The sequence below is a fragment of the Gymnodinialimonas ceratoperidinii genome, assembly GCF_019297855.1.
In the GTDB taxonomy this organism is placed as follows: Bacteria; Pseudomonadota; Alphaproteobacteria; order Rhodobacterales; family Rhodobacteraceae; genus Gymnodinialimonas; species Gymnodinialimonas ceratoperidinii.
In genome coordinates this window covers 581,001-602,500 of the sequence record NZ_CP079194.1, presented here as the reverse complement: position 1 = coordinate 602,500, position 21,500 = coordinate 581,001, and the positions used below count along the sequence as shown (strand labels likewise).

Annotated in this window: 21 protein-coding genes and 1 tRNA gene; 7 read left to right on the top strand and 15 right to left on the bottom strand. The window is 65.1% G+C overall.

All coding sequences use genetic code 11. The features are described 5' to 3' along the window. Positions 1 to 298 precede the first annotated feature (298 nt). The 4 genes from msrQ to clpB form a co-directional block, all read right to left on the bottom strand. Positions 299 to 907, bottom strand: a complete 609-nt coding sequence (msrQ, locus tag KYE46_RS02950; RefSeq protein WP_219003345.1) for a protein-methionine-sulfoxide reductase heme-binding subunit MsrQ — start codon at positions 905 to 907, stop codon at positions 299 to 301. A 92-nt stretch (positions 908 to 999) separates the two neighbouring features. Then, the gene (msrP, locus tag KYE46_RS02945; protein WP_219003344.1) at positions 1,000 to 1,911 is read right to left on the bottom strand and encodes a protein-methionine-sulfoxide reductase catalytic subunit MsrP; all 912 of its coding nucleotides are present in this window, start codon (positions 1,909 to 1,911) and stop codon (positions 1,000 to 1,002) included. Between the two features lie 109 nt (positions 1,912 to 2,020). Beyond that, entirely contained in the window at positions 2,021 to 3,502 is a 1,482-nt protein-coding gene (locus KYE46_RS02940; protein ID WP_219004986.1) for an FMN-binding glutamate synthase family protein, read from the bottom strand. Between the two features lie 191 nt (positions 3,503 to 3,693). Further along, a complete protein-coding gene (clpB, locus tag KYE46_RS02935) occupies positions 3,694 to 6,309 on the bottom strand; it encodes an ATP-dependent chaperone ClpB (protein ID WP_219003343.1) in 2,616 nt (871 codons plus the stop codon). A gap of 424 nt (positions 6,310 to 6,733) precedes the next feature. On the opposite strand from clpB, the gene KYE46_RS02930 reads away from it, so the two are divergent. Both KYE46_RS02930 and pyrF read left to right on the top strand, forming a co-directional pair. Further along, complete coding sequence (locus tag KYE46_RS02930) at positions 6,734 to 6,949, top strand: hypothetical protein (RefSeq protein ID WP_219003342.1); 216 nt, start codon at positions 6,734 to 6,736, stop codon at positions 6,947 to 6,949. A gap of 29 nt (positions 6,950 to 6,978) precedes the next feature. Beyond that, a complete protein-coding gene (pyrF, locus tag KYE46_RS02925; RefSeq protein WP_219003341.1) occupies positions 6,979 to 7,668 on the top strand; it encodes an orotidine-5'-phosphate decarboxylase in 690 nt (229 codons plus the stop codon). Between the two features lie 143 nt (positions 7,669 to 7,811). On the opposite strand, the gene KYE46_RS02920 is transcribed toward pyrF, so the two are convergent. Further along, on the bottom strand, positions 7,812 to 8,090 hold the full coding sequence (locus KYE46_RS02920) for an NfeD family protein (RefSeq protein WP_219003340.1): 279 nt from the start codon (positions 8,088 to 8,090) through the stop codon (positions 7,812 to 7,814). Then, the gene (locus tag KYE46_RS02915) at positions 8,090 to 8,980 is read right to left on the bottom strand and encodes an SPFH domain-containing protein (protein WP_219003339.1); all 891 of its coding nucleotides are present in this window, start codon (positions 8,978 to 8,980) and stop codon (positions 8,090 to 8,092) included. Before KYE46_RS02915 ends, KYE46_RS02920 begins: the two co-directional genes overlap by 1 nt. 331 nt (positions 8,981 to 9,311) lie before the next feature. Between KYE46_RS02915 and KYE46_RS02910 the strand changes: the two genes are divergently transcribed. After that, complete coding sequence (locus KYE46_RS02910; protein ID WP_219003338.1) at positions 9,312 to 10,565, top strand: DNA polymerase IV; 1,254 nt, start codon at positions 9,312 to 9,314, stop codon at positions 10,563 to 10,565. A 122-nt stretch (positions 10,566 to 10,687) separates the two neighbouring features. Here KYE46_RS02910 and KYE46_RS02905 read toward each other — a convergent pair whose 3' ends face one another. Then, a complete protein-coding gene (locus KYE46_RS02905) occupies positions 10,688 to 11,545 on the bottom strand; it encodes an N-formylglutamate amidohydrolase (protein WP_219003337.1) in 858 nt (285 codons plus the stop codon). Positions 11,546 to 11,714: 169 nt separating this feature from the next. On the opposite strand from KYE46_RS02905, the gene KYE46_RS02900 reads away from it, so the two are divergent. From KYE46_RS02900 to KYE46_RS02890, 3 genes are all read left to right on the top strand, one after another. Then, a tRNA-Val gene (locus tag KYE46_RS02900) sits at positions 11,715 to 11,789 on the top strand. 172 nt (positions 11,790 to 11,961) lie between these two features. Then, complete coding sequence (ykgO, locus tag KYE46_RS02895; RefSeq protein WP_008562923.1) at positions 11,962 to 12,087, top strand: type B 50S ribosomal protein L36; 126 nt, start codon at positions 11,962 to 11,964, stop codon at positions 12,085 to 12,087. Positions 12,088 to 12,274: 187 nt separating this feature from the next. Continuing rightward, a complete protein-coding gene (locus KYE46_RS02890; RefSeq protein ID WP_219003336.1) occupies positions 12,275 to 12,424 on the top strand; it encodes a hypothetical protein in 150 nt (49 codons plus the stop codon). 7 nt (positions 12,425 to 12,431) lie between these two features. On the opposite strand, the gene KYE46_RS02885 is transcribed toward KYE46_RS02890, so the two are convergent. Both KYE46_RS02885 and KYE46_RS02880 read right to left on the bottom strand, forming a co-directional pair. Beyond that, a complete protein-coding gene (locus tag KYE46_RS02885; protein ID WP_219003335.1) occupies positions 12,432 to 12,968 on the bottom strand; it encodes a DUF4329 domain-containing protein in 537 nt (178 codons plus the stop codon). After that, the gene (locus KYE46_RS02880) at positions 12,965 to 14,692 is read right to left on the bottom strand and encodes a peptidoglycan-binding protein (RefSeq protein ID WP_219003334.1); all 1,728 of its coding nucleotides are present in this window, start codon (positions 14,690 to 14,692) and stop codon (positions 12,965 to 12,967) included. Before KYE46_RS02880 ends, KYE46_RS02885 begins: the two co-directional genes overlap by 4 nt. Positions 14,693 to 14,964: 272 nt before the next feature. Here KYE46_RS02880 and KYE46_RS02875 point away from each other — a divergent pair, with 272 nt between their 5' ends. Beyond that, entirely contained in the window at positions 14,965 to 15,273 is a 309-nt protein-coding gene (locus KYE46_RS02875; protein WP_219003333.1) for an EF-hand domain-containing protein, read from the top strand. Between the two features lie 142 nt (positions 15,274 to 15,415). On the opposite strand, the gene KYE46_RS02870 is transcribed toward KYE46_RS02875, so the two are convergent. From KYE46_RS02870 to KYE46_RS02845, 6 genes are all read right to left on the bottom strand, one after another. Beyond that, positions 15,416 to 16,618 (bottom strand): phenylacetate--CoA ligase family protein, encoded by a 1,203-nt coding sequence (locus tag KYE46_RS02870; protein ID WP_219003332.1) that lies wholly within the window; start codon positions 16,616 to 16,618, stop codon positions 15,416 to 15,418. Between the two features lie 91 nt (positions 16,619 to 16,709). Further along, positions 16,710 to 17,546, bottom strand: coding sequence for an ABC transporter ATP-binding protein (locus KYE46_RS02865; protein WP_219004985.1), 837 nt, complete (start codon positions 17,544 to 17,546; stop codon positions 16,710 to 16,712). A gap of 122 nt (positions 17,547 to 17,668) precedes the next feature. Then, positions 17,669 to 18,949 (bottom strand): ABC transporter substrate-binding protein, encoded by a 1,281-nt coding sequence (locus KYE46_RS02860; protein WP_219003331.1) that lies wholly within the window; start codon positions 18,947 to 18,949, stop codon positions 17,669 to 17,671. Positions 18,950 to 19,026: 77 nt separating this feature from the next. Next, positions 19,027 to 20,112 carry a branched-chain amino acid ABC transporter permease gene (locus KYE46_RS02855; protein ID WP_219003330.1) on the bottom strand — a complete coding sequence of 362 codons (1,086 nt, stop codon included), beginning with the start codon at positions 20,110 to 20,112 and terminating at the stop codon, positions 19,027 to 19,029. After that, positions 20,109 to 20,459: a hypothetical protein gene (locus KYE46_RS02850; RefSeq protein WP_219003329.1), complete on the bottom strand. Its 351-nt coding sequence runs from the start codon at positions 20,457 to 20,459 to the stop codon at positions 20,109 to 20,111. Before KYE46_RS02850 ends, KYE46_RS02855 begins: the two co-directional genes overlap by 4 nt. A 15-nt stretch (positions 20,460 to 20,474) precedes the next feature. Next, complete coding sequence (locus KYE46_RS02845) at positions 20,475 to 21,461, bottom strand: branched-chain amino acid ABC transporter permease (protein ID WP_219003328.1); 987 nt, start codon at positions 21,459 to 21,461, stop codon at positions 20,475 to 20,477. Positions 21,462 to 21,500 lie beyond the last annotated feature (39 nt).

Below are 21,500 nucleotides of genomic sequence, written 5' to 3'. Positions count from 1 at the left end.
ATTCACCCCCGATTCAGGCCGAGTCACCGGTGCGATTCACCCGACTCGAGTCGCGTGAATCGGTGAATCGCCCCAAATCAGCCGCCCACACCCCGGAATCAGGCTCTCAGGATCGAGTCCCTTGGGTGAATCGCTCGCAAACACCCCGTCATCGGGGCGCGTCAGCGGTCTCCTTCCCGCCCCCGCCCCTCGATTCACCTCTCCCGATGCCCTTTGCCCCGCGATTCACCCTCTCCGGAACGACGAAGGGCCCGAACATCTCTGTCCGGACCCTTCTTCTCGTCTGTCTCTCTCTTCTTCAGGCTGTCGCGCGGCGGCGTTGAGGCCAGAATCGCGTCGCCAGAAGGAGTATGGTGATCGCGAGGTAGATCAGCGGCTCGAACTGGAGCCCCTTCACCAGCCAGACGTAGTGCAACGCCCCCAGAACCGCCGCTGGATAGACCAGCTTGTGGAGCTTGCGCCACCGGATCGGGCCGAGCTTGCGGACGGACCAGTTGTTCGAGGTCACCGCCAGCGGGATCAGCGTCAGGAACCCGGCCATGCCGATGGTCACGTAGGGCCGCTCGAGAATGTCGGCCCAGATCGCCGAGAGGCGCTGCACGTCCAGCACGGCCCAGACAAGGAAATGCGCCAGAACGAAGAAGAAGGCGGTCACGCCGAGCGCGCGGCGCCAGCTGATCAGGTTGATGCCGACCCACTGGCGCAAGGGCGTCACCGCGAGCCCTGCGATGATCAGCTTCAGGGCAACATCCCCGTAAGCATGTTCGAGCGCTTCGATCGGCTCCACGCCAAGGCCGCCCGTGAGGCCAAGGAAGAACAGCCACCCGGCATAAGCGGCCCCCACTATATACAACACCCAACCGGGGACCCGGCGGACGGCCTTGTTGATTGTGGAAGTGACGGTCATGAGCGGCCCCGAAAAGTGGTGTATATAGTGAGCCCCTCACCCATCGCGCTCATGCGCTGCAGACGAGGGGCGATCTGGCGATCCGTGCCGCGTCAGAAGTTGGCGTTCAGGTCCATGCCTTCGTAGAGGCTGGCCACTTCTTCTTCATAACCGTTGAACATCAGGGTCGGCTGACGACGGGCGAAGAGGCCGCCGCCGATCTCGCGCTCGCTGTCCTGACTCCAGCGGCGGTGAGGCACGTTCGGGTTCACGTTACTATAGAAGCCGTACTCGCTCGCGTTGGCCATGTTCCAGCTGGTGGGCGGCTCGTCTTCGGTCAGGGTGATCCGCACGATGCTCTTGATCGACTTGAAGCCATACTTCCACGGCACCACCAAACGCATCGGCGCGCCGTTCTGGTTCGGAATATCGCGGCCGTAGATGCCGGTCGCCATCATCGTCAGCGGATGCATCGCCTCGTCGAGGCGCAGCCCCTCGCGGTAGGGCCAATCCAGAACCGGCACGCGGACCCCCGGCATCTCGTCCGGGCGCAGCGCGGTCTCGAAGGCCACGTAGCGCGCGCCGTCCTGCACGCCCACGCGGTTCAGCAGGTCAGCCAGCTCGAAACCGTTCCACGGCACCACCATCGACCAAGCCTCGACACAGCGGAAACGGTAGATGCGCTCCTCGATCTCGACCTCCGAGAGGATGTCTTCCATGGAATAGGTGCCGGGGTTGTCCACCAAGCCGTCGATCTCCACCGCCCAGGGCGAGGTGGTGAGCGTATGGGCATTGTCGGCCGGGTCGGATTTGCCGGTCCCGAACTCGTAGTAGTTATTGTAGGTGGTGATCTCTTCCCAGCTGTTGGGCTCCAGCGCACCTTGCGCCCGTGCCGGCTCTGCGCCGCCGATCAGGCCCGCGCCCAACAGACCGCCCGCGCCTGCCATGATCTGACGACGGTTGAGGAACAGATGCTCCGGCGTGACATCGTCGTAGGTCAGTTTAGAGGTGTAGCGGCGCGCCATGGAAAGGTCTCCTTGTTCGGGGTTGTCGCGATGTTTCCTTACAATTAGCGCGCCGCCAAGTGCTGACATCTATTCTCACGGAAGGGTTAAGGCTGCGTGAGGCGCCGACCTAGCTTGGGAACAGCTGGTCCATCGGCAGGCTGCTCCCGTCCGGCTGCACCAGCCGCACGTGGGACCGGCGCAGGAGCCTCGGCTCGGAGACGCCGACGGAATGGGCGATGGTCTCGACTTCCTTCACGATGTTGCGGGCGTAATTCGCCACCCGCACCTGCTTGTCGCCGACATCCAGCCCGGCCTGATAGCGCGGGTCGTGAGTGGTGATCCCGGTGGGGCAGGTGTTCTTGTGGCACTTCAGGGCCTGAATACAGCCGAGCGCGAACATGAAACCCCGCGCGGCGTTCACGAAATCCGCGCCTGCCGCCAAGGCCCATGCCACGTCACCGGGGGTGATCAGCTTGCCGCTGGCCACGATCCGGATGCGCTCTTTCAGGCCCGCCCGGGCGCGGGCGTCCGACAGGATCGGCAGCGCCTCGCGGATCGACATGCCGACAAGATCCATCAGCGGCATCGGCGCCGCGCCGGTGCCGCCCTCGCCGCCGTCCAGCGTGATGAAGTCCGGTGCGCTCTCCTCGCCGCGCGCCTTGATCGCGTTGAACAGGTCATCGAAGACCTGCGGATCGCCCATGACGGTCTTGATGCCGACCGGCTTGCCGGTGACCCGCCGGATGCGCGCCACGAGGTCGAGCAGTTCCTCCACGTTCGCCGCTTCCCGGTGCCGGTTCGGGCTCAGCCCGTCGACGCCCCGCGGCAATCCCCGGATCTGCGCGATCTCTTCGCTGATCTTTGCCGCGGGCAGGATGCCGCCCTTGCCGGGCTTGGCGCCCTGGGCCAGCTTCAACTCGAACATCCGCACCTCGGGATGGGCGGCGACCTCGGCCAGCAGCCCCTCGTCGAGGTTGCCCTCCGCGTCACGGACACCGTATTTCGCCGTGCCGATCTGGAATACCAGATCGCAGCCGCCTTCCAGATGGTAGGGCGACAGGCCGCCCTCGCCGGTGTTCATCCAGCATCCCGCCGCCTTGCAGCCATGGGACAGCGCGGTCACCGCGGGCTTGGAAATCGCGCCGTAGGACATCCCCGACAGGTTGAAAAAACTTCTCGCCATATATGGAGTGTCGCAATGGGGTCCGATCACCAGCGGCTCGGAGCTGGCGAACTGGTCGTTCATCGGCGGAAAGGCAGAGGGGACGAACAGCGGCGTCCCCACGACCGAGATGTTCCGGGTGGAGCCGAATGGCACGGTCGAGGATCGTCCCTCGCCTGCGTGTTTCACCCATTCGCGCTGCGCGCGGTTGAACGGCAGCTCCTCGCGATCCATTGCAAAGAAGTATTGCCGGAAAAACTCGCCCAACTCGCTGAACAGGCCCCGGAAGCGTCCGAGCACCGGATAATTGTGCCGGATCGCATCCCGGCGCTGCGAGCGGTCGCGGATATAGAGCACGATGATCGCCAGCACCGCGACACCGATCACCAGCCAGAACGCGATCGCCATGGCCTCCAGAAAGATCGACACCGTCTCCATCGTTGGCATTTCCATCGCGCGCAGGCTCCTTGATCAGTTGCTCGCGTCACCATGGCCGATGCGCCCGTCTGGGTGCAATCACGCATCCGTCACGCGCGGCTTGAGCACGGCCACTGGCACCGCCCATAAAAAAACCGCCCCGCACTTCACGTGCGGGACGGCTTATTGCTTATCCAATCCCCGGCAAACGCCGGAGACCCTTAGTGGACGACAGCGTCATCGGGTGCCGGCCGGTTCGACGGCGCCACGCGGTCTCCCACGATCAGGCCGTCCGCCCCCGCCGTGACCGAGATCTCGGAGCCGTCCTCGGCATCACCGGCAAGGATCATCTCCGCGAGTTGGTCCTGCAGCGTGCGCTGGATCACCCGCTTCAGCGGACGCGCCCCGAAGACCGGGTCATAGCCCTCGTCAGCGAGCCAGGTCATTGCGCCTTCATCGAGGCGAAGCTCAATCTTGCGCTCTGCAAGGCGACGCTCCAGACGGCCCAGCTGGATCTTCACGATGCCGTCCATATCGTCCCGCGTCAGGCGGTCGAAGACGATCATGTCATCCAGACGGTTCAGGAACTCGGGGCGGAAGTGGGCCCGCACCGCGTCCATCACGTCTTTCTGCGCCTGCGCCGCGTCGGCCCCTTCGGGCAGATGGCTCAGCGCCTGGCTGCCGAGGTTCGAGGTCAGCACGATCAGCGTCTGCTTGAAGTCCACCTGACGCCCCTGGCCATCGGTCAGGATACCGTCGTCGAGAACCTGCAGCAGCACATTGAACACCTCCGGATGCGCCTTCTCGACCTCGTCGAAAAGGATCACCTGGTAGGGCCGGCGGCGAACGGCTTCGGTCAGGACACCGCCCTCGTCATAGCCGACATAGCCCGGAGGCGCACCGATCAGGCGGGCGACCGAATGCTTCTCCATGAACTCCGACATGTCGATGCGAACCATCGCCTGGTCGTCGTCGAAGAGGTACTCGGCCAAGGCCTTGGTCAACTCGGTCTTGCCCACGCCCGTCGGCCCGAGGAACAGGAAACTGCCCAAAGGCCGCCCCTCGTCCTGCAAACCGGCGCGCGCCCGGCGCACGGCACGGGACACCGCGCTCACCGCCTGCGTCTGGCCGATCACCCGCTTGCCGAGTTCCTCTTCCATCCGCAGCAGCTTTTCGCGCTCGCCTTCCAGCATCTTGGCCACCGGAATACCGGTCCAACGGGCGACCACTTCCGCGATCTGCTCGGGGCGTACGGCTTCCTCGACCATGACATCGTCAGGCTGCGATTCCGCGGCTTCCAGCTCTTTCTCCAACTGCGGGATCACGCCGTAAGACAGCTCCCCCGCCTTGCCGAGATCGCCGTTGCGCTTGGCCTGGTCCAGTTCGGCACGGGCATGATCGAGACGCTCCTTGATCGAACGCGCCGATTCCAGCTTGTCCCGCTCGGCCTGCCACTTGGCCGTCATCTCCGCCGATTGCTCCTGCAATTCGCCGAGATCCTTTTCCAGCGCTTCGAGCCGATCCTTGGAGGCCGCGTCGCTTTCCTGCTTCAGGGCTTCCGCCTCGATCTGCATCTGCAGGATCTGGCGATCCAGTGCGTCGAGCTCCTCGGGCTTGCTGTCCACTTCCATCCGCAGACGGCTTGCCGCCTCGTCCATCAGGTCGATGGCCTTGTCCGGCAGGAAGCGGTCGGTGATGTAGCGGTGCGACAGGGTTGCCGCCGCGACGAGGGCTGCATCGGAGATGCGCACACCGTGGTGCAATTCGTACTTCTCCTTGATGCCGCGCAGGATCGACACGGTATCCTCTTCCGTCGGCTCTTCCACCACGAGCGGTTGGAACCGGCGGGCCAGCGCCGCATCCTTCTCGACGTACTTGCGGTACTCATCCAGCGTCGTGGCACCCACGCAGTGCAATTCGCCCCGCGCCAGCGCCGGCTTGATCAGGTTGGCTGCGTCCATGGCGCCGTCGCCCTTGCCGGCCCCCACGAGGGTATGCATCTCGTCGATGAAGAGGATGATCTCACCCGCCGCATCGGCGATCTCGTTCAGAACCGCCTTCAGACGCTCCTCGAACTCACCGCGATACTTTGCACCAGCGATCAAGGCCCCCATGTCGAGCGACATCAGCGTCTTGTTGCGCAGGCTTTCAGGCACGTCACCGTTGATGATCCGCAGGGCGAGGCCCTCCGCGATCGCGGTCTTGCCGACGCCCGGATCACCGATCAGGACCGGGTTGTTCTTGGTCCGACGCGACAGAACCTGCATGGCGCGGCGAATTTCCTCGTCGCGGCCGATGATCGGGTCGATCTTGCCCTCACGCGCCGCCTCGGTCAGGTCGCGAGCGTATTTCTTCAGGGCATCGTAGTTGTCTTCCGCCGACGCACTGTCAGCCGAACGGCCCTTGCGCAGATCGTTGATCGCCGCGTTCAGCGCCTGGGCGTTCACGTTGCCCTTGTCCAGCGCATCCTTGGCGCCGGATTTGACCATCGCCAACGCGGTCAGGATACGCTCCACCGGAACGAAACTGTCGCCGGCCTTGGTCGCGACCTTCTCGGCCTCGTCCAGCACCTTGGCGAGTTGCTTGTCCATGTAGATCTGCGCGCCGTCGCCGGTGACGACAGGCAGCTTGGCCATCGCCGCATCCAGCGCTTCGCGCACACGTTCAGGCGCGCCACCAGCGCGTCCGATGAGGTTGGCAGCCAACCCCTGTTCGTCGTCCAATAGAGCCTTCAGTAGATGCTCGGGCACCAGTTTCTGGTGATCCTCGCGTTGCGCTATGGTTTGAGCGGCCTGAAGAAAGCCGCGAGCGCGGTCGGTGAACTTCTCTAAGTTCATGGTTTTTCTCCTTACGTTAAGCGCCCGGATCGCGTCACCCGCCTATGCGGCATGCCGTGCAAGGGCCTCAGAAGCCATATGGGAATGCCGCACGCGCTTCGCAACAGGGGAAGTGGCACGGGATTTTTCCCCCTCGCAGTGCGGCCGCACCCTCCCCATATGGAGTGGAGAAGGCGGTCCCCACCGTCTTGGCTTCGCCGCCTCCCCTTGTGCGAAGCCACCCCTCGCGCCTGCCTTGTCCCCGCAGGCGTCAGCCCGGATCACCGCCCCCAAGAGAACGGTGGTCCGGGCCTTTTTTCGGCTCGGTCTGAAAGTTTACGTTTCGTCAAGGGTAAGGGGAACCATATCTCGACATGTTGCGTTGGCTCATCACATGGTAACTAGAAATGGTGTCCATGTGGCCCGTTTCACTGGAGTAACGCCCATGTCGATCAACTGCCTCAGCCTACATCGCGTCGCCTACGACACAGCCGCCCGCGCGTTCTGCGCCGAGGCTCAGTACGTCAACGCTTCTGGCGTACAGCGTCGGAGAGTCCACTGGCGCGGCCCCTTCACCGCCGAGTTCCAGCGCATCGCTGGCGGCCTGCAAGATGCCGCGTCGCGCCTTGCCCAAGTGGACTTCCCCGACGCACGGGTCTAATCCAGCGTCAACCTCAAGGGGAGACGCAAATGTCGGATGATCGTTTAATCGTGGCGCTGGACGTGCCGAACGTGGTGCATGGCCTCGCGCTGGCCGAGAAATTGGGCGACGCCGTCTCGTTCTACAAGATTGGCCTCGGCATGTTGACCGGTGGCGGACTGGCTCTGGCGAACGAGTTGAAACAGGACCATGGCAAGCGCATCTTCCTCGACATGAAGCTCTTCGACATCAGCGCCACGGTGGAAGCCGCCGTGCGTGGCCTGGCGCAGTTCAACCTCGATTTCCTGACCGTCCACGGCGACCCCCACGTGGTCCGCGCCGCCAAGGAAGGTGCCGCTGGCAGTGCCACCAAGATCCTCGCCGTGACGATCCTGACCTCGCTGGATCGCAGCGACCTCGACGATTCCCTGATCCGCGACGGCGCGATCCCCGACCTCGTGGCCGAGCGCGCGGGACTTGCCCTCGAAGCGGGTGCCGACGGGGTGATCTCCTCGCCGAACGAGGCCGCGATGATCCGCGCGCTGCCGCAAGCCGAGGGCCGCCTGATCGTCACCCCCGGCGTCCGCCCCACAGGCGCCGCCGCCGGCGACCAGAAGCGCATCGCGACCCCCGCGAAAGCCATCGCCGATGGCGCCGACCACATCGTGGTGGGCCGCCCGATCTGGCAACACGAAGACCCCCGCGCAGCGGCGGAAATGGTGCTGTCAGAGCTGGCGTAGGCATTCGGTAGGGTTGCGACCGGGCCGGCGAACCAAAACGCCTCGGGCCGCGGGAACCGCGCCGCCGCTGCAAGACTGCGCGCGTGTCATCGCCGAATGCCAGCGCCGCCGCCCGCAGGGACAGCGGCGCAAAGGCACTCAACTCACTCGTTGATGTCGTGGTCGAAGGTCTTCACCTGGCTCTGATAGACGCCCAACCAGCGACGCAAGCCCAGCCAGGCCAGAAGCGAGACCACCGCGAAGATCAGCAGCAGCGCCGGGATCGAGCCGCCGATCGGGATGCCAACCAGCAAAAGCAACGCCACGACGCCCGCACCGATGCCAAAGCCCAGAAGCACGTAGGAGGGCAAAAGGACCTCGCCCACCGCGAGCGCCACGGCGGCGACGCCCCAAACCCACCATTGTGACCAGAGCGGCTCCATCAGCTGCGTCCTTTCAGCATCTGGAACGCCTTTCCGAAGGCATCCACGGCGTCGGCGGGGACAACGATCGTGTTGCTGCCCTGTCCCGAGGCCATGGTGCCGATGGCCTTCACCTGTTCCAGCGCGATGTTGTATTGCACCGCTTCCAGGCCGCCCTTGGCGATGGCCTCGGCCACGACGCCAGTGGCGTAGGCTTCGGCATCAGCGGTAATCCGGCGCGCTTCGGCAACTTGCTTGGCCTCATAAAGCTCCGCGTCGGCGGCAAGTTCGACGGCGCGGCGCTGGCCCTCGGCGCGTGTCACGGCGGCCCGGCGTTCGCGTTCCGCGTTGAGCTGTTGCAGCATCGCGTCCCGTGTCGCTTGATCAAGGTTCACATCGAGGATTTCTGCACGTGTCACCTCGATCCCCCAGTCGTCCACAGCGGATTCGACCTGCTGCTTGATGGAGGCGATCAGGGCAGAGCGGTTCGATTGCACCTCGTCGAGGTCCATCTTGCCCATCTCGGCCCGCACGATGCCCGCCACCGTGGTGGCAATCGCGCCGTCCACGTCCCGAATCCGGTAGACCGTCTTTTCCGGCTCGAGAATGCGGTAGAAGACCGAGGTGTCGATCTTCACCAGCACGTTGTCTTTGGTGATCGCGTCCTGCTCGGCATTGGGCAACTGCCGCTCCAGCACGGAGACCTTGTGAGCCACCCGGTCGAGGAACGGCACGATCAGGTTGATCCCCGGCCCCAGGACCGACTTCAGGCGGCCAAACCGCTCGACCACGTATTTCTCGGACTGCGGGACGATCCGGATGCCGAGATAGATGCACAGGATAATGAAAAGGGCGATCGCGACGGTCAGAATGCCACCGCCTCCGAGCCCGGCAAGAATATCATCAAGCATGGAAAAAACACCTCTGATTTGGTCTTCAGGCTTCATGCCCGCAGGATAGGCGGCAATGCGGGGCGGGGACTAGCTAAATCGTCACCGCGGGGTTCCGGGCGATGCGGTGCTGCGGATCGGGCGCCCGTGATCGCGGTTGCGCTTCCGGGGGGCTAGCCCCCCGTGCCCCCCAGGATATTTTTGGAACGAGGAAGGAGGAGGGGGGTGTCAGGGCGCTTGCTCAAAGATTGAGTGCGTATTGTGCCCGCCGCGCCTCGTCTTGCTGCTCGCAGAAGGCCTTTACCAAGCGTCTTGCCTTCCGGCCCCGTCCGATTGGGCGTATCATCGCGCCATGCCCGCCCTCTGCCGCGATTGCCTGGAAACCTTCGACGATGCACGCCGCTGCCCGGCGTGCCGCTCGCCGCGCGTGACCAGTCACCCCGAGCTCTATGACCTCTCCATCGCCCATATGGACTGTGACGCCTTCTACGCCAGTGTCGAAAAGCGCGATAACCCGGATCTGCGTGACAAGCCGGTGATCATCGGCGGCGGCCGACGCGGCGTGGTCTCGACCGCCTGCTACATCGCGCGCATCAAGGGCGTGCGCTCGGCAATGCCGATGTTCCAGGCCCTGAAACTCTGCCCCGAAGCGGTGGTGGTGAAAGGCCGGATGGATACCTACGTCCAAGTCTCGAAGCAAATCCGCGAGATGATGGAGGAGCTCACCCCCTCCATCGAGCCCCTTTCGCTGGACGAGGCCTTCATGGACCTCACCGGCACCACGCGCCTGCACGGCAAACCACCCGCGGCGATGCTCGCCCGGCTGGTCAAGCGGATGCGCGACGAGATCGGCATTACCGGCTCCATCGGCCTGTCACACAACAAGTTTCTCGCCAAGATCGCCTCCGATCTCGACAAGCCCCGCGGCTTCTCGGTCATCGGCGCGGCGGAGACGCAGGACTTCCTCCACGACAAGCCGGTCCGGATGATCTGGGGCATCGGCGCCGTGGGGCAGGCTTCGCTCAACAAGGCCGGCATCCACACCTTCTCCGACCTCAAGCGGTGGGAGCGTCAGGCGCTGCACGAGCGCTTCGGCACCATGGGCGAGCGTCTCTGGCACCTGGCCCGCGGCGAGGATCACCGCCCAGTCAAGCGCGACCGCGCCGTGAAGGGCGTCTCCAACGAGACCACCTTCAACGAGGACATCTCCGATCCCGATCTGCTCGACGGCCACCTCTGGCGCATGGCCGAGAAAGTGTCGGACCGCCTCAAGGCCAAATCCATTGCCGGGCGCACCGTGACCCTCAAACTCAAGCGTGCCGATTTCAAACTGATCACCCGGCGCACCACCCTGCCCGACGCCACCCAGACCGCCGACCGCATCTACAACACCGCCCGCACGCTGTTCGATCGCATGACCCACCCGACCCCCTACCGGCTTCTGGGCGTCGGCGTGGCCGACCTCATCCCCGACCATCTCGCGGACCGCGAAGGCAACCTCCTTGATCCGCAGGAGGCCGCGCGCCTCAAGGCCGAACGCGCCACGGACGCGATCCGAGACCGCTTCGGCGCCGATGCGATCCTGAAAGGCCGGGCGCTCCGCTGACGCCGCTCCCTCCTTCATCTTGGCCGATACAACTCCGGGGTCAGCGCATCTTGATGCGCAAGGGGCAGCGCCCCTTCTCTCTTCATGAAAGCAATCCGCCGAAGGCGGACAATGTCCAAGGATTACTCGGCGGCGAGCGGAATACGCCCCGGCATCGCGCCGATGACGCGGGCCAGAACCTGCGCCACGATCTGCGCGAGGGCGTCGAAATTGCCGTTCGGCCGGATCGTGCGCTCGTCCATGTAGAGTCGCCGGTCGATTTCGATCTGGATCGCGTGATGGCCGCGGTCCGGCTTGCCGTAGCGCTGCGTGATATAGGCGCCGGCGAAGGGCGCGTTGCGGCTGACGGTCAGCCCCGCCTCTACGAAACCCGCCTCCAGCACATCGACGATCTCGCTTGCCGCCGAAGCTCCAAATCGGTCGCCCAGCACGATCTCCGGGCGCGGCAGCCCGGGCCGGACCACTGACTCCAGCGCCTCGTGGGGCATCGAATGGAAATCGAGCAGCACCGCCCGGCCGAACTCGGCCCGGGCCGCGTCCATCAGCGCGGCCAGCTTGCCGTGGTACGGGTGCCAGATCGCGGCGATTCGCACCTCGGCTTCGGCGCGGGTCAGCTTGCCCCGGTAGATCGCGCGTCCGTTGGCCACGACCCGCGGCACTACGCCCAGCCCCGAGTTGATCCGCGGCGTCTGCGCCCCGCGCGCCACGCCCTCCACGACCGCCGGGTCCAGCTCGTCCACCGACCGGTTCAGATCGAGGTAGGCGCGCGGCCATTCCGCCACCAGAAGCGGCGCACCCAGCGCTGGCGCCTCGGCCACCACGCGGTCAATAAACGCGTCCTCCGAGGACCGGATCGCGCGCTCGTCCAGCACCGATGCCGCCAGGAAGGACGGCGCGTAGTGGCGTCCCGAATGGGGCGAGGCAACAACGACGGAGCTGGTCGTTTCCCGCGGCAGGTGAAGACGATAAGGGGGGTGCATTGAGGCTCCGGACGCGAAAGGACTGGGGCTGATCATAGCTTGAAATTTTGCCACTCCAAAAGCCCTTGCACGTGGGCAGGCAACCTTTTATACGCCCACTCACCCACGCGGTCTCCGCGCCCGGGGCCGTGTCGCAAGATGGGCCAAAAGGTGCGTTCCAAAGGGGCAAGGGCGATTAGCTCAGCGGTAGAGCACTTCGTTGACATCGAAGGGGTCACTGGTTCGATCCCAGTATCGCCCACCAGCTGCATTTTCCACGGAAAATGTCAGCAACCTGAGTTTCGGCTTTGCGTGCAGAGCCCGGAAACAGGACAAGGACAGAGGCTCCGCCAGGGGCCACGACATTCACCGGGCGCCGCGAAAGCGCCCAGACCGTAACCAGGCGCAGCTGACGCGCCGCGACGAAGGAGAGACCCATGAAGGTCAAGAACTCGCTCCGCTCGCTCAAGAACCGCCATCGCGATTGCCGCGTTGTGCGCCGTAAGGGCCGCGTCTACGTCATCAACAAGACGCAGCGCCGGTTCAAAGCCCGCCAGGGCTAAGGTCATTCGAGCGACCCAGACTTCGAAGAAGCCGCCTCACCGGGCGGCTTTTTTCATGGGCTGATGTAGCGAAGAGCCGCCCCCTCCCGCGCGATTTGCCGCCGCTCTCACGGGTCAGGTTCTCCGCCATATGCCGGCGGCACGCGTCGCGCTAACGTGCGCCGGTATTCGACCGAAAGGCCCTGCCATGCTGATCCGAACGCTTTTCTGCGCGCTCGTCGCTGTCGCCGCGCCGCTGCACGCCGTGGCGCAAAGCCAGCCGGACTGCGATCCGACGACCACCACCTGCCCCGCCCCGAGCCCGGACGGCACCACCGGGGTGAACGTCGATCCCTGAGTTGCCCCTAGCGCTCGCGGTCCTGCAACTGACGGTAAGTGTAGCTCGCCGCGATGGGGCCGGCGTCACCCGGCACGAAGCCCGGATCCTGTCCCATGCACCCCAGCCCGCAGACCTGTCGCGCCTCGGCGCGGCGGTAGTCAATGTACCACAGACGCCCGCCCGGCGTGGCAACATAGCCGTTCACCCGTTCCTCGATATCACCGCGCATGTCGTTGGTGCTCGGCACCTCGCTGTCGGCGCCACGGTCGAAGCCCGCATGGGTGTGAAAACTTGCGACGATTTCGACGAAACGGCTTTCGTTGGCGCGGCTCAGACAGCCCCAACTGTCGCCCCGCGTGACCTCGGTGGCCGTAAGCCGCCCGTCCGGCAGGCGTCCGACATAGCCGCAATATTCGACATTTTCGGCGAAACTGCGCGCCTGCAGTTGCAGCAGCGCGCCACGGGCCGCGGCCAGTTCGGCCGCGTCCTGCGCGCAGGCCGCACCGGCGATGGCCGCAAGAAGGGCCGCAAGGGCTGCGGCCCGCCAAGGGGTATTATTCAATCAACCACTCCGTTCAGCTGCAGGATGCCGCCGACGGTTTCTGCCAGCAGTCGCACGACGACGTTCTGGTTGAGATAACCCGTCACGTCCATCCCCCGCGATTGCTGATACCGCCGGATCGCGCGGCGGCTGCGGTTGTCGAACCGCCCGTCGACCCGCCCCGGCTCCAGCCCCAGGACCTCCAGCCGTTGCTCGATGAGGGACCGCGTGACCGTCGGCAGGTTCAGCGCGGCTTCGCGGGCCTCGAACTCCGCGATCTGCGCCTGGTTGAAGCCGCCCCCGCCGTTGCCGCGCCCGTTCAACTGATCGATTCGCGCCTGCGCCTGCTGTCGGAACGCGCCCTCGGGGTAGGTCTCGAGGTAGTCGCGGTAGGCGGCCACCGTATCGGCGCCGCGCGTGGCGTCCCAGGCGGCCCGGTCACGGGCCTCGGCTTCCGCGCGGGCCGCGCGCTCGGCTTCTGCCAGCCGCGCTTCGGCCTGCTCTGCGAACAATCCGTCGGGGTAGCGCTCAAGGTAGGTGCGCGCGCCCCGCTCCGAGGTACCCTGCCCGGTGACCTGCCAATAGGCGCGATCCTCACGCTCGCGCGCTTCCTGTGCGATGCGCGCGGCTTCCTCCAGTTCTGCGGCACGGGCCGCGGCCTGCTGGCTCAGGGCGTTGACCTGCGACCGGGTCAGGTAGCCGGTAACCTCGAAGCCGCGCGCCGATTGCCAGCCGCGAATGGCCGAGCGGGTGCCGTTGCCGAAAATCCCGTCGATGCCCCGCGTGTTGTATTCAAGGATCGAGAGGTTGCGCTGAATCTGCTGCCGCTGCGACCGGTCCAGCCCCAGGGCATCCTCGGTGGCCCGCGCCTCGGCCTCGGGATCGGCCTCGAATCCATCGACCCGGGCCTGGGCCTCACCGGCAAAGGTGCCGTTGGGATAGCGGCGCAGGTAGGCGCGGTAGGCGCCAAGGGTATTCAGCTCGATCGCCGCCTCCCACAGGGCAACTTCGTCGGCGTTGGCCTGGCTCGGTTGCGCCGGTGGCGTCGGCCGTACCTGCTCCTCCGCCTCGTCGGTCTCCGCCGGGATGAAGGAGACGGCGGAGGAGACGAAACCGAACGCGCGCAGGTTACCCGCATCCCGCAGGGCTTGCGTCATGTCGCTGCCGGGGGTCAGCAGGTAATCGGTTGTGAACGCGGCCAGGTCATCGGGCGTACCGGCCAGAACCGTCACGCCCTGCGGCGCCTCGATGCGGCCGATGCCAGCGCTCAATCCGCGGCCGAGGTCGATCCGCCGCCGCTCCAGCCCCAGCATCACGACCGCCCGTCCCTGTGCGCTTTGCGCTGCTTCCAGCATGACCGAGAGGCTCAACCCCTCGCCGCCGACCGAGGCGAGGGAGGGCTCGTCCGTCGTGGTGCCGAGGAGCCAGCTATCGCTGTCGGCCCGCGCGAAATGGCCGACGGCAGCGATCAGGATGCGGCCTTCCTCCTCCGCATCGAGTAGCCGCGAGAGCCCCTCGCGCAGGTCGCCGCCATCGCCATCGGTGACGGTGATCACATCGAAACCGGCGTCGAGCAGCTCGGCCCGCAGTTCTTCCACCGGCTCGGCCTGCCGCAGGTTTTGCGCGTTGCGATAGCGGTCGTTGACCATCAAAAGCGCCGTGTCCGCCTGCGCGGCGGGGGCGGTGAACCCGCCCAGGGCCGAGGTCATCAAGGCGGTGACAAGTACGGGAGCACGCAATGGCATTGGAACATTCTCCGAAATAGAATCGTTGATCTCCCGAACGCTAGCACGGGTTGCAGCGGTTAAAGGATAACGAAGCAAAGAGGTTCCGTCCCGATCGGCGGTCATTGAATAGCAATCGGCAGAGCGCTGCCAATTCTCACATGATCCCGCCGCCAGACATGGATTTTCCGCGCGCCATCCCCATCTATCCGGGGCGGTCGCCTGAATGTCACGGACCCCTGCCAGATTGTCCGAAACGGCCACGCCCGTGCTCTAGACCCAAGGAGTCGACGATGCCCCGTATCCTGATTGCAGCCCTTTCGGCCGCCGCCCTGCTCTCGACCGCCCCGGCAACGCAAGCCGTGGCACAGTACGAAGATCAGGCCGTGCAGTTCTTCCTCGCCGCCGATGCCAACGGTGACGAGCTGCTGACCCTCGAGGAATTCCGCGTGTTCATCCAGCAGATGGCCAATGCAGGCGCGCCGATGTCCGTGCGCATCCAGCAGCTGTCAGCCTACCGCGTGGCCTTCGCGCGCGTGGACGCCAACGGCGACGGCCTCGCCACCCCGGCCGAGCTTCGCGCGGCTGAGGCTTCGAACTAAAGCAACGTCGCCCGCTCCACCCAAAAGCCTTGCAAGGCTTTTGCCGCGCGCCGTCACCGCGCGGCCCAGCTTTTTCGAAAAAGCTGCCCAAGGCCCTTGCAAGGGCCTTCCCCCTCACACCGCCGCTGGGCCACGCCCGCGCTCAGTCGTAGCTGCGCTGATCGTCGATCACCTTGCCGTCGTTGGGCAGTGTGCCCTCGGCCACGACCTCGACCGTGCCGCTCAGCTTCAGGGTCTCCTTCACCGCCGCATCCAGATCCGCGCCGCCCGCGCCCTCCATCTGCACCAGCATCACGTCCTTCTCGCCCTCGCGCCGCGCGATAACCCGTGCCTTCCGCGCGCCGGTCTTCGCGACAAGATCCGCCACCTGCTCGGGGCGCACGAACATGCCCTTGATCTTCGTTGTCTGGTCCGCTCGGCCCATCCAGCCCTTGATCCGCCGGTTGGTCCGCCCACAAGGGCTCTGCCCTGCCATGAAGGCGCTCAGATCGCCGGTGGCAAAGCGGATCAGCGGATAATCCGGGTTCAGCGAGGTCACGACGACCTCTCCTACCTCGCCCTCGGTCACCGGATCGCCGGTGCCGGGTCGCACGATCTCCACGATCACCCCCTCGTCGAGGATCATCCCCTCCATCGCCGCGCTCTCGTAGGCGATGTTGCCCAGATCCGCCGTGGCATAGCATTGCAGGCAGGTGATGCCCCGGTCCGCATATTCCTGCCGCAGGCTCGGGAACAGCGCGCCCCCGCCCACCGCGGCACGGGTGAAGGACAACGCCTCCCCCATCTCGTCCGCGCGGTCGAGGATCACCTTCAGGTAATCCGGCGTGCCGGCGTAAGCGGTGCAGCCGATGTCTTTCGCCGCGCGCACCTGCAACTCCGTCTGCCCGACGCCCGCAGGCAGGACGGCCGCCCCCACCGCCCGCGCGCCGCTCTCGAAGATCATGCCGGCGGGTGTCAGGTGATAGCCGAAACAATTCTGGACGATGTCCCCCTCGCCGATCCCCACCGCATGCAGGAACCGCCCCATCCGCCACCAGTCATGGCTGAGGCCCCCCGGCTCGTAGATCGGCCCCGGAGACTGGAACACATGGGCGAGGTTGCTCACCACCATGCCGCCAAACGGCGGCTGCGCTGCTTGCCGCGCCACGAGGTCCGATTTGCGCAGCACCGGAAGCGCGGCAAGCGCGTCCAGCCCCTGCAGCGGCCCAGCATCCGGCAGGGCCTCCGCGTCCTGCTCCCGCAGCCGCGCCAGTTGCGCGTTCAGCGCCTGCAATTGCTCGGCGGTCCGCTGATCCTCGGACCGGGTCTCCAATGCGTCGAAATGCGGTTGGCTCTTATCAAGCATCCCAATGATCCTTTCCCCGCCCCTCGGGGCGTCCACATCTTCCCTAAAATGACCTGTCACCCCGCCGCGCTGTCCCGCGCGACGCCTGCCTTCAGCTCAGCCAGCGCTTCCGACGCCGATACGAGCGGACATCCCGGAACGATTTGCGCCCGTCCTCCGACATGCCGAGATAGAATTCCTTCACGTCCGGGTTCTCGCGCAATTCCGCCGCCGGACCATCCATCACCACGCGCCCGCTCTCGAGGATGTAGCCGTAATGGGCAAACCGTAGCGCCACGTTGGTGTTCTGCTCGGCCAGCAGGAAGGTCACCCCCTGCTCTTCGTTCAGCCGCTTCACGATGCCGAAGATCTGCTCCACCAGTTGCGGCGCTAGACCCATGCTCGGCTCGTCCAGCAGGATCGTCTCGGGCCGTGACATCAGCGCCCGCCCGATCGCACACATCTGCTGCTCCCCGCCCGAGGTATAGCCCGCGAGCGAGGTGCGGCGCTCCTTCAGACGCGGGAAATATTCATAGACGAGGTCCAGATCCGCCGCCACCGCTCCGCGCCCGTCCTTGCGGGTGTAGCTGCCGGTCAGCAGGTTCTCTTCCACCGTCAGATGCTCGAAACAATGGCGGCCTTCCATCACCTGTATCACGCCGCGTTCCACGAGGTCCGAGGGGTTCAGGTCCTGCACCCGCTCGTCGCGATACTTGATCGACCCCTTGGTGACCTCCCCGCGCTCGGAATGCAGCAGGTTCGAAATCGCCTTCAGCGTCGTCGTCTTGCCCGCGCCGTTGCCGCCCAGAAGCGCGGTGATCCCGCCCTTGGGCACCTTCAACGACACGCCTTTCAGCACGAGGATCACGTGGTTGTAGATCACCTCGATATTGTTGACCTCCAGCAGCGTATCCGCCTGCGCGTCAACCTCAGTCACCTGATCCAGCATCCCGTCATTCCCTGTCTCGAAGCGCGCGTCGGGCCATTCCGGCACCCCACCGCTCCTTCATCTTGGCAAATACAACTCATTCCGGCGGCAGCCCCGAAGCGCCGCCGCCGGAGGGTTTCAGATCAGCTCTCGGCGCACTGGGGCTCGATGCCGTTCTCTTCGGCATATTGCGCCGAGTCCTCTGCGATCAGCGGATCGATGACGCTGTCATCGGGGGCAATGAAGTCGGTCAGCGTGACCCACTGCTCGCCGTCCCACTGCTGCATGATCGCCATGCCGTTGCCGCCATGGTTCTCGCAGGTCACCGAGAACTCCGGCCCGATTCCCGGCATACCGGCTGCGGCCATGTCCTCTTCGGTGATCTCCAGCGCTTCCATCGCGTCGCGCATCATCGAGGCGTCGATCTCCGCCACGCCGCTCATCTCCTGCGCCAGCTCTGCAGCTTCGGCAGCAAGGAAGGCCGCGTACATGCCGCGGGTGTAGAGCACGTTGCCGAGGTTCGAGCCGTCGCCCGCCGCAAGGCCCGCATCGTGGACATGCTCGCGGATCTCGTCGAAGACCGGCATGTCGCCCAGACGCGTCATGTTGAGCGAACGGTAGCCCGCGGCGTCGGCACCTGCCGATTCGACGTCATGGTCGGCACCGGCCCACCAGTTACCGATGAAGTTCTCCATCGGATAACGGATGTTGATGGCTTCCTGCACGGCCACTTGGTTCATCACGCCCCAGCCCCACATCACGACGTAATCGGGACGCTCGCGGCGGATCTGCAACCACTGGTTGCCCTGCTCCTGACCGGGATGGTCGACGGCCAACTGCGTCAGCTCGAAACCATGCATCTCCGACAGCGTCTCCAGCGTGCGGATCGGCTCACGGCCATAGGCGGAGTTGTGGTAGATCAGCGCGATGGTCTTGCCTTCGAGCGAGCCGTCGTTCTCTTCCAGAAGCTGGTTCACGATGGCCGAGGCCGCGTCCCAGTAGTTCGCTGGGTAGTTGAACGTATGGCTGAAGACATTGCCGTTCGACGCCGAGGTCCGGCCATAGCCCATCGTGTGCAGCGGGATGCCGTCGGCGGCGGTGCGCGGGATCAGCTGGTAGGTGATGCCGGTGGACAGCGGCTGGTAGACCAGCGCGCCCTCGCCGCGGGTGCTTTCGTAGCATTCCACGCCGCGCTCGGTGTTGTAGGCCGTCTCGCATTCGGGCACGCGGGTTTCGACCCCGCCGATGCCGCCATCGCGCTGGTTCAGCAACGTCATGTAGTCGGCATAGCCGTCCGCGAAGGGGATGCCGCCCGCCGCATAGGGGCCGGTCCGGTAGCTGAGCGACGGGAACACGAGGTCCGCTGCCGCCGGGCTGCCTGCGGCAACCGCTGCTGCGACCGCCAAGAGTGTCAGTTTTTTCATCGGGTCATTCCTCCCATGGATTATTGTCCGATTTCCTTGCCCGCGCCTCCCAGCTACGGGGTCTTTCGTGGCCTCCCCTAGTGGGGGAACGGCCACAATCTCAGTTTCTCTTTCGCCAGCGACCAGAGCCGCGCCAGACCGTGCGGCTCGACGATCAGGAAGAACATGATCAACCCACCGACGATGACGAACTCGAAATGGGTCGCCAGCGCGCTGTCCCAGCTCATCGTGCCGGTCAGGAAATTGCGCAGCACCACCGGCAGGATCACCATGAAGGCGGCGCCGGCGAAGCTCCCGAAGATGGAGCCAAGCCCGCCAATGATGATCATGAACAACACGAGGAAGCTCTTGTTGATGCCGAATGCCTCGCCCACTTCCACGGCACCGAGGTAGACGGTGAACAGAAGCGCGCCCGCGACGCCCACGTAGAAGGACGAAACGGCAAACGCGGTCAGCTTGGCCTTCAGCGGGTTCACCCCGATGATCTCGGCAGCAATATCCATGTCGCGGATCGCCATCCACTGCCGCCCGACCGAGCCGCGCGTCAGGTTGCGCGCCACCCAGGCCAGCACGAAGACGAAGAGGAAGCAGAACAGGTACTTCGCCCAGCTCTCCGCGTTCGGGCCGGTGACGGCCACATCGGTGAAGTAGAAGAAGTTCCGCTCCGGCGCCGAGATCTGCCCCGAGGCCGAGTAATTGTAGAACCACGGCACCTTGTTGAAGAGCCAGACGAGGAAGAACTGCGCCGCCAGTGTCGCCACCGCGAGGTAGAACCCCTTGATCCGCAGCGACGGCAATCCGAACGCCACGCCGACCATGGCCGTCATCACGCCCGAAAGCAGCGTGACCGAAATCATGTCGAGCCCCGGAAAGGCCGTCATCAGCTTGTAGGACGTATAAGCCCCCACCGCCATGAACCCGCCGGTCCCGAGCGAGACCTGCCCGCAATAGCCCGTCAGGATGTTCAGCCCGATCGCCGCGATGGCGTAGATCAGGAACGGGATCAGGATCGAGTTCGCCCAGTAGTCGTTCAGGACGAAGGGAATGACCAAGGCACCGATCAACAGCACGATGTAATAGCCATACCGGTCGAACATGATCGGGAAGGTCTGGTTGTCCTCGGCGTAGGACGTCTTGAAGTCCCCCGATTCGCGGTAAATCATCCGGTTTCTCCCTGATCGTCTCTGTAGTCGCCGCCATGCACCGCGTAGCAGGTCTCAAAGGCTTCTCTATTGTTCGCCCGCATCGCGCGCCCCATGGCCGCGCGGGACAGGTAGCTCAGCACGCCGGGCCGCTGGTCGGCGGCGGTGCCGGCCACGCATTGGCACAGGGCGCTGGTGCGATAGCTGCCCGGCCTGTGTCTTTCGTCCATTTCCCGGTCGCAGCTGACGCGCCCGGCCAGCATCGCCCGGTCCTCCCATGTGCCGGCATTGACCCACATCATCAGCCCGGCCGCGAAGGCGCCGATGAAGACGACGGTGCCGAGTCCGATGGCGAGATAGTTTGTCATGCTCAGGGCCATGTCTCAGACCCTCTCGATGATTTTTTCGCCGAACAGGCCCTGCGGCCGGAACACGAGGAACACCAGCGCCAGCACGTAGGCGAACCAGTTCTCCGTCGCGCCGCCGATCATCGGACCGACCGCGAACTCGAACAGCGCCTCGCCGACCCCGATGATCAGCCCTCCGACAATGGCTCCGGGGATCGAGGTGAAGCCGCCCAGCATCAGCACCGGCAGCGCCTTCAAGGCGATCAGCGAGAGCGAGAACTGCACGCCCGATTTCGAGCCCCACATGATCCCCGCCACCAGCGCCACGATGCCCGCCAGCGACCAGACCAGCACCCAGACGTAGTTGAGCGAGATACCCACGCTCAGCGCCGCCTGATGGTCGTCGGCCACGGCGCGCATGGCGCGGCCGTTCTTGGTGTATTGCGAATAGGCGATCAGCCCCATCACGAGGATCGCCGCGATCAGCGTCGCCGCCATGTCGAGGTTGTCGATGAAGAAACCGTAGCCGAAGATCTCGAAAGTGGTGACGTCAATCCAGTCGTTGATCCCCTGCGGCAGGCCCACGTCGAGGTTGCGGATTTCCGAGCCCCACATCAGGTCGCTGATCCCTTCAAGGAAATAGGCCAGACCGATGGTGGCCATGAACAGGATGATCGGCTCTTGGCCCACGAGGTGCTTGAAGACGAAACGCTGCACCAGATAGGCGAAGGCAATCATCACCAGCACCGTCAGCAGGATCGCCCCCAGCGCCGGGACGTGCCAGCCGAATTGGTGGATCTCGGTCCCGAATATCTCGTTGATCAGATGCGCGAAGGGCACCCGGCCTTCCTGGATGCCCACCAGCGTCATCGCCGCGAACAGTGCCATGACCCCCTGGGCGTAGTTGAAGATGCCCGAGGCCTTGAAGATCAGCACGAAGCCCAACGCCACGAGCGAATACATCACCCCCGTCATCAGGCCGTTGAGCGTGACTTCCATCGCGAAGATCAATTGGTCAGGCATGTCGCAGCTCTCCTGTCTGAATGGATGCGCGCGCAGGCG